The organism is Paraclostridium dentum (assembly GCF_048568265.1).
GTDB classification, from domain to species: Bacteria; Bacillota; Clostridia; order Peptostreptococcales; family Peptostreptococcaceae; genus Paraclostridium; species Paraclostridium dentum.
Map to the genome: position 1 here is coordinate 165968 of NZ_CP183813.1, position 15336 is coordinate 181303.

Sequence of the window (15336 nt, forward strand, 5' to 3'; positions counted from 1 at the left end):
TTAAAATATACAGAAAGAGGTATATAGATGAGTCTTAATTTAGGAAAAGCAATTGCTGTATCAACAAGTTATATAAAATCTAATCCAGCGGTACCAGTATATAAAGGAGATGAAACTCCTGAGAATTTATATGCAGTAATATACCATATAGAAATAGGGTACAACGAAAAAAGTTTAGAAAAGGCGATGCAATACATAATTATAGATTATAAAGAATTTGAATTATGTGATAGCGATAAAAATGAATTAGTAAGTATAGCAAAACAATACTGTGAACAAAACGGTATAAACGATGATGAGCAAACTCAAATAGCATTACTAGATAATGAAGAGGCAGAGAATTTCTTAGAAAAAGTATTTAACAACATGAAAGTTATAAGAGGGTTAATAACTCAAAGAGATTAAGTAACAATATAATTAGAATTACCATAAAAGCTAGGCCCTACGAAGCCTAGCTTTTATTTTTACTAAAGAAAGGTAGGTATGACATGTTAAGAGTTTCTAATATTAAATTAGATATAAATGAAAGCTTAGATAATATAAAACCTATGTTATTAAAAAAATTAAAAATTAGTGAAAAAGAATTACTTAATTATAAGATATATAAAGAATCTATAGACGCTAGAAGAAAAGGCAAAATAGATTTTGTTTACACTGTTGATGTAGAACTTAAGCATGAAAATAACATATTAAAAAAATCAAAAATTAAAGATGTTGTAGAAGTTAAAGAAAAATCATATACAGATGTGCAAAGTGGTACTGAAAAGTTAAAAAACAGACCTGTGGTAATAGGAAGTGGGCCGGCTGGATTATTTGCAGCATTAGTTTTAGCTCAAAGAGGATATAATCCAATACTACTTGAAAGAGGACTAGATGTAGATACAAGAACAGAAGATATTAAAAAATTCTGGGAAGATGGAAAGTTTAATTCAAAATCTAATGTTCAATTTGGAGAAGGGGGAGCAGGAACATTTTCAGATGGAAAATTAACTACTAGAATAAAAGATATAAGATGCAGAAAGGTTTTAGAAGAACTTGTTAACTTTGGAGCTCCAGAAGAGATATTATATTCATATAAGCCGCATGTTGGAACAGACATATTAAAAGAAGTAGTTAAAAATATAAGAGAAGAAATTATAAGACTAGGCGGAGAAGTTAAATTTGATGCTAAAGTTACAAAGATAGATATAGAAAATAATGAAATAAAATCTGTAATTGTAAATGATAAAGAAACTTTTGAAACAGAGGCTGTAATACTTGCAATAGGACATAGTGCTAGAGATACGTATAAGATGTTATATGAGCAAGGTGTAAAAATAACTCAAAAACCTTTTGCTATAGGAGCAAGAATAGAGCATCCTCAAACATTAATAAATAAATCTCAATACAAAGAGTTCCATGATCATCCTAGATTAGGGGCAGCAGACTATAGATTAGTTGAACATGCATCAAATGGAAGAAGTATATATACTTTCTGTATGTGCCCAGGAGGGACTGTAATAGCCTCAGCATCTGAAGAAGGACAAGTTGTTACTAATGGGATGAGTGAACATGCTAGAGACCAAGAGAACGCAAATAGTGCAGTTTTAGTAAATGTTACTACAGAGGACTTTGAAAGTGACCATCCGTTAGCGGGAGTTTACTTCCAAGAAAAATATGAAAGGTTAGCATTTGAACTAGGTGGTAAAAACTATAAAGCTCCAATTCAATTAGTAGGAGACTTTTTAAATGATAGAGTAAGTACTGAATTAGGATCTGTAAGACCTTCATATAAACCAGGATACGAATTTGTAGATTTGAGAGGTTGTTTACCAAAATTTGTATGTGACACAATGAAGGAAGGATTACTTTTATTAGATAAAAAATTAAATGGATTTGCTATGAATGATGCAGTTCTAACAGGGGTAGAGACTAGATCTTCTGCACCTATAAGAATAGTTAGAGATGAGAAAACATTAGAATCTGTTAATGTCAAAGATTTATATCCTAGTGGTGAAGGCGCTGGATATGCAGGCGGAATAGTGACTGCAGCTGTAGATGGAATAAAGTGTGCTGAAAAAATTATTTCTAAATATTGCGAAAATTAAAAGTTAACCACAATTTAATAAATATTTAATATATTTTTAATATTTAACATAGATTTAACAAAACTAGACAAGCTGTTTGATAAAATGGATAAGGCGCTATATTTGTAGACTAATAGTATAAATATTTCAAGGAGGACATGAAATTGGATATAGTAATTAGCCTTATGGGAGGATTGGGTTTATTCTTATATGGAATGAACTTAATGGCAGAGGGTCTTGAAAAATCAGCAGGATCAAAACTTAAAAGAATAGTTGAACTTCTTACTAGTAATGTATTCATGGGAGTTATTGTAGGTGCATTTGTTACTGCAATCATACAAAGTAGTAGTGCTACAACAGTTATGGTAGTTGGATTTGTAAATGCAGGTATAATGAACTTAACACAAGCAATAGGCGTTATAATGGGAGCTAACATAGGAACTACTGTAACTGCTCAGCTTGTATCATTTGACTTAAATGGAATGGCACCTATAGCATTAGGGATCGGTATTATTTTATATTTATTTGCATCTAAGCCAAAAGTTAAAAACATAGCAGAAATATTAATTGGATTTGGTATATTATTTACTGGTATGGACTTTATGAAAAATGCAGTTGAACCATTGGCTGAATATAAAGGATTTACAGACTTATTAGTAGGTTTTGGAGATCATCCTTTATTAGGATTATTATTAGGATTTGGTATAACAGCTATAGTTCAAAGTTCAAGTGCTTCTATGGGAATGCTTATAGCCTTAGCATCACAAGGATTAATACCTTTAAATGCAGCATTACCTATATTATACGGACAAAATATAGGGACATGCGTTACATCATTAATATCAAGTGTTGGAGCGTCTAGAAATGCTAAAAGAGCAGCAGTTATGCACTTAATATTCAATGTTTTAGGTACGGCAGTGTTCTTAATAGTATTAAACAAACCAGTAGTAAGCTTTGTAACTAATATGAATCCTGGTGATGTAGCTAGACAAATAGCTAACACTCATACATTATTCAATATAATATCAGTTATTATACTACTTCCATTTACGAAGTTTATCATAAATCTTGCTATAAAACTTGTTCCAGATAAAGCTGGAGAAGAAGATGAAAGCAAAGCTATAAAGTATCTAGATGATAGAATAGTTGAGACACCATCAATAGCTGTAGCAAGTGTAGTTAAAGAAACTTTAAGAATGGGTAAAAAAGCTAAAGAAAGTGTAAATTATGCAATAGATGGATTTTTAGAACAATCTCAAGAGAATATAGATAAATCATTTAAACATGAAAAAGTAGTGAATGAATTACAAAAGGGAATTCTAAACTATTTACTTAAATTATCAAAAGCTCATTTAGATGAAGATGCTAGAGATATAGTAGATTCTTTATTTAATACAGTAAATGATATAGAAAGAATAGGGGACCATGCTGAAAATATAGCTGAGTTAGCTCAAGATATAATTGATTCAGATTTAAAATTATCTAAGCAAGGAACTGAAGAAGTAAGAGAATTATACAATAAAGTTATAGCAACTTATGATTATGCATTACAAGCTATGAAAACTTATGATGTAGACTTAGCTTGTAAAGTTATAAAGATGGAAGAACAAGTTGATATAATGGAAAAATCATGTAGAGCAAATCATATACATAGATTAAATAATAGTTTATGTAGTATAGACAGCGGAATTATATTCTTAGATTTAATATCTAACCTTGAAAGAATATCAGACCATGCGGTTAATATAGCTCAACAAGTTATAGCAAACAAATTAGAAAAACAATAATATAATTATCGACAAACTCCTGTATAAAAAATATACAGGAGTTTTGTATATATAAATGAATAATTGAAAATATTATAATTAAATTATAAATAAATATTATAATTAATTTGGAAAAATACATATTGTTTGATATAATTTTCTATATAATAAATTTTTAACGAGATAAGGAAGGTAATGGGCTATGAAAAAGTTAAGTTTTGATTATAGTAATTCAATAGGTTTTTTTAACCAAAAAGAAATCGATTGTATGAGCGAGTATGTAAAAGTTGCTCATGAAATGATACATAATAAAACTGGTGAGGGGAACGATTTCTTAGGTTGGGTAAACTTACCTAGTGATTATGATAAAGAAGAGTTTGATAGAATAAAAAAAGCTGCACAAAAAATAAAGGAAGATTCAGATGTACTTTTAGTTATAGGAATAGGTGGATCTTACTTAGGAGCAAGAGCTGCAATAGAAACATTAGGACACTCATTTAGAAACAACTTAACTAAAGAAGAAAGAAAATCTCCAGAAGTTTATTTTGTAGGTCAAAATATAAGTTCTACATACATGTTAGATTTACTAGATATAATCAAAGATAAAGATGTATCTATAAATGTTATATCTAAATCAGGAACTACAACAGAGCCAGCTATCGCGTTTAGAGTATTCAAAGATTTCTTAGAGAAAAAGTATGGAAAAGAAGAAGCTAGTAAAAGAATATATGCTACAACTGATTCTAAGAAAGGTGCATTAAAATCTTTAGCAAATGAAGAAGGATATGAGTGCTTTGTAATACCTGATGATGTTGGAGGAAGATTCTCAGTATTAACTCCTGTTGGATTATTACCAATAGCAGTTTGTGATATAAATATAGATGCTATGATGCAAGGTGCAAAAGATGCAATGGATGATTTTTCTAATCCTGACTTAAAGTCAAACTACAGTTATCAATATGCTGTAGCTAGAAATGTTCTTCACAGAAAAGGTAAAGATGTAGAGTTAATGGTAAATTATGAGCCAAGCTTACATTATGTTGGAGAGTGGTGGAAACAACTTTACGGAGAAAGTGAAGGAAAAGATAACAAAGGTATATATCCAGCTTCAGTAGATTTTTCAACAGATTTACATTCTATGGGACAATATATACAAGAAGGTAAAAGAATAATATTTGAAACAGTTTTAAATGTTGAAAAAACTAGAAGAGAAATAACTATAAATGAAGAAAAAATAGATTTAGATGGTTTAAATTACTTAGCTGACAAGACTGTTGACTTTGTAAATAAGAAAGCTTTCCAAGGAACTTTATTAGCACATACAGATGGAAATGTTCCAAACTTAATAGTAAATATACCTCAATTAGATGAGTATAACTTTGGATACTTAGTTTACTTCTTTGAAAAAGCATGTGCATTAAGTGGATACTTATTAGGGGTAAATCCTTTCAATCAACCTGGAGTAGAAGCATACAAGAAAAATATGTTTGCTTTATTAGGAAAGCCTGGTTTTGAAAAAGAAAGAGCTGAATTAGAAAAAAGATTAAACAATTAAGGTTTAATTAAGGATACAGTTATATAATAAACACTATACAGAAATTAACTGTATAGTGTTTTTATATTTAAGAATATAAAAGCATTAAAAAAATAATAATAATACAAAAGTAAAATAATATAAAAATTAAATAGGAGGGATAAATATATGAGTAGTGGAAAGAAGACTAGTATAACTCTTATTATAATAGTTAGTATAATAAGTGCGATGGTTGGAAGTTTTATAACAGCTTTTATACTTGGGGATAAGCTATCATCTAAAACGGATGGGAATAAACAAGATATAGTTGTAAATGAAGGGACTAAAAGTGAAAATATATATCATGCAGTAACTGACAAGGCAATGCCTTCTGTAGTAGGTATAACAACTACTACAATAGATACTAATAATATATTTGCAATACCACAACAATCACAAGGTGTAGGAACAGGGTTTATAGTAGATTCTAAAGGATACATATTAACAAATTCACATGTTGTATCTGATGGAAAAGCATCTGATGTAAATGTTCTATTTAATGATGGATCAACTTCAAAGGGAAAAGTTTTATGGAATGATCCAACTATAGATTTAGCTATTGTAAAAGTTGATAAGACAGGACTTCCTGTAGCAGACTTAGGAAATAGTGATTCTGTAAGAACTGGAGATTTAGCAGTAGCAATAGGAAATCCACTAGGATTAGAATTCCAAAAAAGTGTTACTCAAGGAATAATAAGTGGATTAGATAGAAGTATACAAACAGAGCAATCTAATATGACAGGGCTTATACAAACTGATGCAAGTATAAATCCAGGTAACAGTGGAGGACCTTTATTAAATGATAAAGGAGAAGTTATAGGTATAAACACAGCTAAAGCATCTGGAGCAGAAGGATTAGGATTTGCAATACCTATAAATACAGCAAAACCTATAGTAGAGCAAATTATCAAAGATGGTAAATTTGAAAAAGTAACATTAGGTATAAAAGGTATAGATGTAAAAACATTTGAAACAACAACAGGAACTGACTTAGCTGCTGATGAAGGTGTTTATATAGCAGAAGTAGTAGCTAATACTCCAGCTCAAAAATCAGGAATACAAGCAGGAGATGTAATAACAAAGGTTGGAGATACAAAAATAACATCAATGAGTGATTTAAATAAAGCATTATATAAATTCTCAGTAGGAGATAAAGCTAAGGTAGAAGTAAACAGAGGTGGAAAGAATATAACTATAGATGTTAAATTCTAATATATAAATAAAAAAAGATGGGATCTAATCCCATCTTTTTTTATTTATATTAAATAGATTAACTTGTCATTTTGTTTTTGCTGCTAGGACAAGAACCGCTGCTAGAACAACCAGAACAACCAGAGCATCCATTACCTTTTGCTTTTACGTTCTTATAAAGAATAAATGCTGCTGCAAGTACGATTATTCCTCCAACTAATAATTCTACTAATGAAGAAGCTGAAGCACCTTCAAATGCTAATGAACCTAGAGTTTTAACTATGAATGCTACAATCCAAGCTAAAACAAATTGGTAAACTGCTGATATCATCATCATTTTGCTTCCGTATTCTTTTCTCATTGTAGATAAAGCTGCTATACATGGAGTATATAAAGCAGAGAATACTAAAAATGCATAAGCTGAAACACTTGTAAACACTGTTGGTAAAACTGTATTTAAATTTCCGTAAAGTATTTCCATTGTACTTATAAGAACTTCTTTTGCACTTATACCAGTTAATATAGAAACTCCTGCTCTCCAATCTCCGAATCCTAAAGGAGCAAATATAGGAGCTATTAATCCACCGATTAAAGCTAAGAAACTGCTATTTATATCACTAGTAAATCCGCTGAAATTAAATGATGATAATGCCCATATAACAACAGACATAGCAAACATTATTGTACAAACTTTTATTAAGAAACCTTTAGCTTTATTCCATGTATTTTTAAATAGAGCGTTTAGAGTTGGAAGTTTGTATTCTGGTAACTCTAGAACAAAAGGTTCTATATCAGCTTTATACACTGTTTTATTTAATATTAAGGCTATTATTATTGCAACTACTATACCTAATAGATATAAAGATGTAGTTACAATAGCTGCATTTTTAGGGAAAAATATAGAAACAAATAATGCGTAAACAGGTACTTTAGCACCACAAGTCATAAGCGGAGCAATAAGTGCTGTAACTTTTCTATCTTTTTCACTTTCTAAAGTTCTAGTAGCCATTATCGCTGGAGAAGCACAACCGAATCCCATTATCATAGGTATAAATGCTTTACCAGATAAACCAACTTTTTTCATTATGTTATCCATTAAGAATGCTGTTCTAGCCATATATCCACTATCCTCAAAGAATGACATTCCTAAGAATAATACAAATATTAATGGGAAGAATGGTAGAGCTCCACCTAATCCACCTATTATTCCATCTACTATTAGTGAATGGAACCAAGGACTAGAATTTGCTAATAAAGCATCTACAGGTGTAGCTATATAAGTATCTATTAAAGTTTCTGTTAATGTTTGAAGAGGCCCACCGACCCATTCAAATGTAAATTTAAAAAGTGTTAATAGTGCTAAAACAAATATAGGATAAGCTAATATTGGATTTAATATTATATTATCTAATTTACTACTAATACTTTCTTTATTTTTAGAATCCGACTTCATAGATTTACTTAATATTTTTTCGATTTCCTTATAGGTATTTATTTCGTTTCCAAAATCTTTTCTATAATTAAAAGTTGTATTTAAACATGATTTTATTTCATTAGATATATTTTCAAGACCTTCTTTTTTCTTAGCAACTATAGGTATTACTTTAACCCCTAATTCCTTTTCAAGCTTTGCTGGGTCTATGTGTACACCCTTAGCTTCTGCAACATCTATCATATTAAGCAATAATATAATTGGTTTATTGTATTGCATAAGCTGAGTAGTTAAATATAAGTTTCTATCTAAGCTAGATGCATCTACTATGTTTAATATTAAGTCTACATCTCCGCTTTCTAAAAATCTTTTAGATACTTTTTCTTCGTTAGAGAATGTATCCATAGCGTATATACCAGGAAGATCTACAACCTTAATATCTTCATTTATAAATCCTTCTTTTTTTTCTATAGTAACTCCAGGCCAGTTACCTACATATTGTTTAGATCCAGTAAGAATATTAAACACTGTAGTTTTACCAACGTTAGGATTACCGAATAATGCAACATTAATCACGATGATACCTCCTATTTTAAGCTAATGTTTTTTGCGTCACTTTTTCTTATCGCTAAATCAAATCCTCTAAAACGAACTAATATAGGATCTCCTAATGGAGCGATTTTTCTTACTTCTATTTCAGTTTCATTTATACATCCAAGAGCTAATAATCTTTTAGCTAATTTTTCGTTTCCATATATATTATTAATGATACCTTTTTCACCGACTTTTAAATCGTAAACAGTCATCATTAGCACCTCCTAATGAGTTTCATTCTCAATTAATTATAATATAAATATACCATTTAATATTCAAAAAGTCAATAAATAGTGTATAGATTAAAAAAATAATTAAAAAACTTACTTTAAGACTATGGTAATATATAGGTAATAGAAAATTTCAACTAAGGGGGAGCAAAATATATGAAGACTAAAAAACTGGCTCATATGTCATTGATGGTTGGATACAGCTTAATATTGTATATAATAGAAAGCTATATGCCAAACCCACTAATTGCTATATTTCCAGGCGCTAAGTTAGGGATTGCAAATATAGTTACGTTAACTTCTTTAGTTTTATTTGGTCTAAAAGATACATTCATAATTTTATCTGTAAGGGTTATTATGTCATCTATATTTGCAGGACCAATATCATATTTATTGTTTAGTATAGCGGGTTCATACTTAAGTTTGATATTTATGTACTTAGCTTTAAAAATTAATAAATTTTCATTAATAGGGGTAAGCGTCATAGGAGCTATTGGTCATAATATAGGGCAGTTAGCAGTGGCTGGAATGTTAATAAAAAATGGGATGATATTTGGATATTTACCATATATGTTGTTCGCATCTATAATAACTGGGCTGTTTGTTGGAATTGCTTCTAAATTTACAGTAGGAAAGTTATCTAGTATTGATAAAAACGTTTATTGACACACTAGGGAAAACCTTGTTAAAATATAAATGAATATATATAAATTTGTAACTATGGTGATAATATGACTAAAAATGAACTGGTTTTGCTAAAGAAAGAAATAGAAGCTTTAAGGGAAGAAATAAATACTTATATAGAATACCCGGATATATTTAAAGACGAGTTGGTTAGTACGAGTAATAAAATTGATCAAGCGATAAATAAGTATATACAGCTTAGCAAAGAGTCTTCCGAATAAAGAGAAGGCTTTTTTGTGTGTCAAAAAATTGATATATAAACTAGTTTGATTAGGTATATGATTTAAATATAGAGTTAATAATTAATAATTGAGATATAGAAATTGTTAAAAGAAAGGTATTAATTATGATTTTAGCAAAGTTAATAAACTCAGTTATTATAATTGTTTGTGCGTACGTTTTATTAAAATTAATACAATACTTTTTAAAAAAACTATTTGAATTTACTAGATTTGACGTAAGATATGAAAATACTTTAAACAGTCTTTTATGCTCAATGTCATACTATGTGATATTTATTTTGACAATAATATTATTATTGAAAGAATTTAATATAGTAGATGTAACTAAATTTGGTACTTTGGTTACAGGAGCAAGTATAGTCGGATTGATAGCTGGGGTTGCATCTCAAAGCATATTAAAAGATATATTTAATGGTTTTTTTATAATATTTGAGAAACAAATACAAGTTGGTGACTTTGTTTATATAAATGAAAAATATAGAGGGACTATAGAAGAAATAGGTCTTAGGAGCACCAGCTTAAGAGATTGGGATTTGAGAAGAGTAACTATTCCAAATGGAAATATTGTTAGTATCAGAAATTATAGCAGGAAAAATATGAGAGTAGTTGTAAGTGTTAGAGTTCCATATCAAGAAGATCCTCTAGAAGTTATTAAGTCTTTAGAAGAAGTATGCGACATATTAAATGAAAGACATAAAGAATTTTTACATACAAAAAAGGGGAAGGAAAATGCTGGGTCATTTAGCGTATATGGAGTTACAGATATTGAAGAAAAGTCTGTAGGAGCTAAGTACACTATAACAGGTGTTGTTCAATCTCATAAGTACTTTACAGTTCTTAAAGACACAAAATTGCAGATACTCATAACATTTAGAAATAATGGAATAAATATAGCTTACCCTACTCATATAAATATAGTTAAACAAAATATGTGTGATTAAGATTAAGGACTATTCAAAATAGTCCTTTTTATTTTCGGTTAAAATATAGTCGTAATAATGGACTAACCCCTGCAAATATAAATATAAATATACCTAACTATAAAGGAGGGGGAGTAAAATATCACCTACTGAAATTTTAACTAGATTATTAATAGCTCTTATTATAGGAGGACTGACTGGACTAGAGAGGGAAAAGTCGTATCAATTTGCAGGATTTAGAACACACATTTTGGTTTCAATTGGATCGTGCATAACAGCTATAACATCTGTAATATTATTTATTGAGTATAGTTCAAAAACAAATTTAGATCCATCAAGATTAACAGCTCAAGTATTATCAGGTATAGGTTTTTTAGGAACAGGAGCTATACTTAAAAACTCAAGCGGAATAAGAGGACTTACTACTGCAGCGGGAATATGGGCAACAGCGTGTATAGGAATTGCTATAGGATATGGTCAATATATATTAGGAATATCAGCGTGGCTATTTGTAATGGTTACATTATATATATTGAAAAATATAGATAAGGTAGTTTTTAGAAAAAAGCAAAATATATTAACTATAAAGGTAGATAATGTAAATATTATTTCTACTATATACAATAAACTTGAAAAATCTCAAATAAATGTTAGTAATATTGATGTAGTTAGTGGAGAAAATGATTATATAATAAACTTTTTCATTGTTTATGATAGACGAATTATGGTAGAAAAGATAATATTAGAATTAAATGACCTAAAAAATATAATAAGTGTAGATTATTTACATTAAAATATATAAAATAAGATATAGCTATAATTAAAATCGAGGTGTATGAATTGAAGACAAACATAAGAGTAATAATTGAAGGGTCAACTGATTTCCCTAAAGAACTATTAGATAAAATGGGAGTAAAAGTTGTAGGAATAAATATAGCATTTGGAGAGGAAAACTATATAGGCGGAGAAGAAATTACTGAAGAAACGTTTTATGAGAAAATGAAGGGGTGCAAAGAATTACCGAAGACATCAAGTCCATCACCTGAGAGATTCATAGAAATGTTTGACTGTGAAGAAGAGGAAATATTAATTATTACACTTACTTCTAAATTATCTAGTACTTATAGTAGTGCTGTATTAGCTAAAAATATATATTTAGAACATAATCCTGAAAGTGAAAAAAGAATAGCTGTTGTAGATTCATTAAGTGGGTCTATAGGAGTTGGATTAATGGTTTATAAAGCTAACAAATTAATAGAAGAAGGAAAATGTTTAAAAGAAGTAGTTGAATACTTAGAAGATATAAAAGGAGACATAGCTTTTTATGGTGCGTTAGATACGCTTGAAAACGCTATAAAAGGTGGAAGAGTGAATCCTATTGCTGGAAAATTAATAAATGCGCTTAACTTTAAAGTTATAATAGAAATATCAGAAGGATTAGTTAAACCTATAGATAAAGCAAGAGGCGAAGGTAATAGTATGAAAAAGCTATTTGAAAAGGTAAAAAACAATGTTCATGATATAAAAAATAAAACTTTAGTTATAGGACATTCAAACTGTAAAGAAAAAGCTGAAAAAATAGCTAAACATATAGAAGAAAATTATGAACATAAGGACATAATAATATCAAGTATAGGTCCTGTTATGGGAACTTACACATCAGAAGGAGCAATATTAATAGCTGTTCTGTAAAATATTATAAACAAAGGAGTGAAATTATGGGATTAGATAGAGCTTCTATAGAAGAAAAGTTTAAATGGGATATAGACACTATGTATAAAAGTGAAGAAGCTATAGACCAAGATATAAAAAAAGTAGATGAAATTATAGGTGAACTTAAAACTTATAAAGGAAAACTTGCTGATAGCAAAGAAAACCTTTATAAGGTATTAACAGATTCAGAAAAAGCATCTAGAATACTTCAAAATTTATATGTATATACTCATATGAAACAACATGAAGACACTAGAAAAAATGAGAATCAGGCTAAAGCTACTAAGACTGAAATGTTATCTACAGAACTATCGATGGCAACATCATATATGGTTCCAGAGATAATAGCAATGGATGAATCAAAATTACAAGAGTACTTAAGTGATGAAAAATTAAGCTTTTATAAAAAACATTTAGATGAAATACTAAGAGATAAACCTCATACACTTACAGAAAAAGAAGAAGAAATACTAGCAGCAGCTTCAGATTTAAGTGGAATAGCTGAAAATGTATATGAAATGTTTTCTTTTGCAGATTTAAAATTCCCTGAAATAAAAGATGAAAAGGGCGAAACTGTACAAATTACTCATGGAAATTATTCTGCGTTCTTAAAGAGCAAAGATAAAAGAGTTAGAAAGGATGCATTTGATGCTGTGTATTCAACTTACGATGAATATAAAAATACATTTGCATCAACTTTATACGGTGGAATAAAAAGTGAAATTTTCTATGCGAAAATGAGAAACTTTAAATCAGCTATAGAAGGTTCATTATTCCAAGATGATATAAGCGTAGATGTATATAATAACTTAATTGATGCAGTTGATGAGAGTTTAGATACATTAAATAAATATGTAGATTTAAGAAAAAAATATTTAGGTATAGACGAAATGCATATGTATGATTTATATGTACCTATAACATCAAACTTTGATATGAAGGTAACTTATGAAGAAGCACAAGAAATAATATTAAAAGCATTAAAACCATTAGGTGAACAATACTTAAGTGTTGTTAAAAAAGCTTTTGATGAAAGATGGATAGACGTTTATGAAAATGAAGGTAAGCAAGGTGGAGCTTATTCGTGGGGAAGTTATGATTCATCTCCATACATATTGATGAGCTACAAGGATGATTTAAACTCATTGTTTACATTGATTCATGAACTTGGACATTCTATGCATAGTTACTACTCAAGAAGTAATCAAGAATATTTATATTCATCATATAAAATATTTGTAGCAGAAGTTGCATCAACTTTAAATGAATTATTACTTGTAAATTATTTATTAGAAAACTCAAAATCAAAAGAAGAAAGAATGTATCTTTTAAATTATTATTTAGAACAATTCAGAACTACAGTATATAGACAAACTATGTTTGCTGAATTTGAAAAGATAACTCATGAAAAAGTAGAAAACAAAGAACCGTTAACTGCTAAAGAATTTACAGAAATATATTATGATTTAAATAAAAAATACTATGGGGAATCTTGTATAGTAGATGAACCAATTGGATTAGAATGGGCTAGAATACCTCATTTTTATTCAAATTTCTATGTATATAAATATGCAACAGGATTTTCAGCAGCTAGTGCTTTAAGTGAAAAAATCTTAAAAGAAGGCGATGCAGCTGTTGAGAAGTATATAGAATTCTTAAAAAGTGGAGGATCAGAATATCCACTTAATCAACTAAGAGCTGCTGGAGTAGACATGGAGAAAAAAGAATCTATAGAAAATGCATTACATGTATTTAAAGAATTAGTAAATGAATTAGAGAGAGAATGTTAATCAACATTCTCTTTTTTTTGAAAATATTTAATTTAGTTTGAAAAACATCATTTTACGGCGAGTTAACATACTTTACTTTCAGTTAACATAACTCTAATTTAAACTTAACATTTAAACTTTATTATTGAATTGTAGAGAAAAAACTTAAAAAAGAATAAAGCATAGTAAAGTTGACAAACTAAAATTATAAATTAGAAATCATAAGAGTTATAAAAAAATGGAGGTATTTATGTTAGCTAATGAGCAACTGATTAAAACTAAAAATAACAACAAAACAAAGTATACAATAGAAAAAATAGCAAAAAATGTATTTATGATAAGTGCTTTAATTGCAGTAATTAGCTTATTACTTATTATAGGTTTTGTTTTTTATAAAGGGCTTACACCATTTATATCAAAGGGATACTCATTTATAGACTTTTTAACAGGTACTTCATGGGTTCCAAGTGCAGATCAATATGGAATTTTACCTATGATAGTAGCATCAATTTTATCAACAATAGGTGCACTTTTAATAGGAGCTCCGATTGGAATTCTTACGGCAGCATTTATTGCAGAAGTAGCTCCTAAAAAAATAGCAAACATAATAAGTTCTGGAGTTGACTTATTAGCAGGAATACCATCTGTACTTTATGGATTATTTGGATTAGCAGTTATTGTTCCCAATATTCAAGATGTATTTAATTTACCAAAGGGACAAAGTTTATTTGCTGTAATAATAGTTCTTTCTATAATGATGTTACCTACAATAATAGCTGTTTCAAAAACTGCTATTAAAGCTGTACCAGATGCTTATAGAGAAGGGTCTTTAGCTTTAGGAGCATCAAAAATTGAAACAATATTTAAAGTAGTTTTACCAGCTGCAAAATCAGGTATTTTAGCGGCGGTAGTATTAGGAACAGGAAGAGCTTTAGGTGAGACTATGGCAGTAATACTAGTTGCAGGTAACTCACCAGTTTTACCTAACTCACTTATGGATAGTGTAAGACCATTAACAACTAATATTGCATTAGAAATGGGATACGCATTTGGAACACATCAAGAGATGTTATTTGCGACAGGAGTTGTACTATTTATATTTATATTAGTACTTAACTTAGTATTAAGTAAACTTTCTAATAAGGCAGGCAATTAA

At 29.1% G+C, this 15336-nt stretch carries 14 protein-coding genes; 12 read left to right on the top strand and 2 right to left on the bottom strand.

The annotated features are described in order from the left end of the window. The first annotated feature begins 27 nt into the window (after nucleotides 1-27). The 5 genes from ACN6I1_RS00760 to htrA all read left to right on the top strand — a co-directional run bounded on the left by ACN6I1_RS00760 (nucleotide 28) and on the right by htrA (nucleotide 6617). Nucleotides 28-405: a hypothetical protein gene (locus ACN6I1_RS00760; protein ID WP_021430347.1), complete on the top strand. Its 378-nt coding sequence runs from the start codon at nucleotides 28-30 to the stop codon at nucleotides 403-405. An 83-nt stretch (nucleotides 406-488) separates the two neighbouring features. After that, complete coding sequence (locus tag ACN6I1_RS00765) at nucleotides 489-2087, top strand: NAD(P)/FAD-dependent oxidoreductase (RefSeq protein WP_419742396.1); 1599 nt, start codon at nucleotides 489-491, stop codon at nucleotides 2085-2087. Between the two features lie 143 nt (nucleotides 2088-2230). Continuing rightward, nucleotides 2231-3853, top strand: a complete 1623-nt coding sequence (locus ACN6I1_RS00770) for a Na/Pi cotransporter family protein (RefSeq protein ID WP_025162331.1) — start codon at nucleotides 2231-2233, stop codon at nucleotides 3851-3853. Between the two features lie 181 nt (nucleotides 3854-4034). After that, nucleotides 4035-5387, top strand: a complete 1353-nt coding sequence (locus tag ACN6I1_RS00775) for a glucose-6-phosphate isomerase (protein WP_021430123.1) — start codon at nucleotides 4035-4037, stop codon at nucleotides 5385-5387. 147 nt (nucleotides 5388-5534) lie between these two features. Continuing rightward, nucleotides 5535-6617 (top strand): serine protease HtrA, encoded by a 1083-nt coding sequence (gene htrA, locus ACN6I1_RS00780; protein ID WP_419742397.1) that lies wholly within the window; start codon nucleotides 5535-5537, stop codon nucleotides 6615-6617. A 58-nt stretch (nucleotides 6618-6675) separates the two neighbouring features. Here htrA and feoB read toward each other — a convergent pair whose 3' ends face one another. Together feoB and ACN6I1_RS00790 are read right to left on the bottom strand one after the other, a co-directional pair. After that, nucleotides 6676-8604 carry a ferrous iron transport protein B gene (gene feoB / locus ACN6I1_RS00785; RefSeq protein ID WP_021430273.1) on the bottom strand — a complete coding sequence of 643 codons (1929 nt, stop codon included), beginning with the start codon at nucleotides 8602-8604 and terminating at the stop codon, nucleotides 6676-6678. 11 nt (nucleotides 8605-8615) lie between these two features. Beyond that, entirely contained in the window at nucleotides 8616-8834 is a 219-nt protein-coding gene (locus ACN6I1_RS00790) for a FeoA family protein (protein ID WP_025162334.1), read from the bottom strand. A gap of 174 nt (nucleotides 8835-9008) precedes the next feature. On the opposite strand from ACN6I1_RS00790, the gene ACN6I1_RS00795 reads away from it, so the two are divergent. The 7 genes from ACN6I1_RS00795 to pstC all read left to right on the top strand — a co-directional run bounded on the left by ACN6I1_RS00795 (nucleotide 9009) and on the right by pstC (nucleotide 15336). After that, nucleotides 9009-9518 (top strand): Gx transporter family protein, encoded by a 510-nt coding sequence (locus ACN6I1_RS00795; RefSeq protein WP_419742398.1) that lies wholly within the window; start codon nucleotides 9009-9011, stop codon nucleotides 9516-9518. A 65-nt stretch (nucleotides 9519-9583) separates the two neighbouring features. Next, entirely contained in the window at nucleotides 9584-9757 is a 174-nt protein-coding gene (locus ACN6I1_RS00800; RefSeq protein WP_021430156.1) for an aspartyl-phosphate phosphatase Spo0E family protein, read from the top strand. A 125-nt stretch (nucleotides 9758-9882) separates the two neighbouring features. Beyond that, nucleotides 9883-10719, top strand: coding sequence for a mechanosensitive ion channel family protein (locus tag ACN6I1_RS00805; RefSeq protein ID WP_025162336.1), 837 nt, complete (start codon nucleotides 9883-9885; stop codon nucleotides 10717-10719). A 151-nt stretch (nucleotides 10720-10870) separates the two neighbouring features. Beyond that, complete coding sequence (locus ACN6I1_RS00810; RefSeq protein ID WP_419743286.1) at nucleotides 10871-11491, top strand: MgtC/SapB family protein; 621 nt, start codon at nucleotides 10871-10873, stop codon at nucleotides 11489-11491. A 47-nt stretch (nucleotides 11492-11538) separates the two neighbouring features. Next, nucleotides 11539-12390 carry a DegV family protein gene (locus ACN6I1_RS00815; protein WP_226892056.1) on the top strand — a complete coding sequence of 284 codons (852 nt, stop codon included), beginning with the start codon at nucleotides 11539-11541 and terminating at the stop codon, nucleotides 12388-12390. Between the two features lie 26 nt (nucleotides 12391-12416). After that, nucleotides 12417-14201: an oligoendopeptidase F gene (gene pepF / locus ACN6I1_RS00820; protein ID WP_419742399.1), complete on the top strand. Its 1785-nt coding sequence runs from the start codon at nucleotides 12417-12419 to the stop codon at nucleotides 14199-14201. 229 nt (nucleotides 14202-14430) lie between these two features. Further along, nucleotides 14431-15336, top strand: coding sequence for a phosphate ABC transporter permease subunit PstC (gene pstC, locus ACN6I1_RS00825; protein WP_085282889.1), 906 nt, complete (start codon nucleotides 14431-14433; stop codon nucleotides 15334-15336).

Excerpts from the sequence above, each read along its gene's own strand:
- ACN6I1_RS00760 (WP_021430347.1), top strand. The coding sequence starts at position 28 with ATGAGTCTTAATTTAGGAAAAGCAATTGCTGTATCAACAAGTTATATA.
- ACN6I1_RS00765 (WP_419742396.1), top strand. The coding sequence starts at position 489 with ATGTTAAGAGTTTCTAATATTAAATTAGATATAAATGAAAGCTTAGAT.
- ACN6I1_RS00775 (WP_021430123.1), top strand. The coding sequence starts at position 4,035 with ATGAAAAAGTTAAGTTTTGATTATAGTAATTCAATAGGTTTTTTTAAC.
- htrA (WP_419742397.1), top strand. The coding sequence starts at position 5,535 with ATGAGTAGTGGAAAGAAGACTAGTATAACTCTTATTATAATAGTTAGT.
- ACN6I1_RS00790 (WP_025162334.1), bottom strand. The coding sequence starts at position 8,834 with ATGACTGTTTACGATTTAAAAGTCGGTGAAAAAGGTATCATTAATAAT.
- ACN6I1_RS00795 (WP_419742398.1), top strand. The coding sequence starts at position 9,009 with ATGAAGACTAAAAAACTGGCTCATATGTCATTGATGGTTGGATACAGC.
- ACN6I1_RS00800 (WP_021430156.1), top strand. The coding sequence starts at position 9,584 with ATGACTAAAAATGAACTGGTTTTGCTAAAGAAAGAAATAGAAGCTTTA.
- ACN6I1_RS00805 (WP_025162336.1), top strand. The coding sequence starts at position 9,883 with ATGATTTTAGCAAAGTTAATAAACTCAGTTATTATAATTGTTTGTGCG.
- pepF (WP_419742399.1), top strand. The coding sequence starts at position 12,417 with ATGGGATTAGATAGAGCTTCTATAGAAGAAAAGTTTAAATGGGATATA.
- pstC (WP_085282889.1), top strand. The coding sequence starts at position 14,431 with ATGTTAGCTAATGAGCAACTGATTAAAACTAAAAATAACAACAAAACA.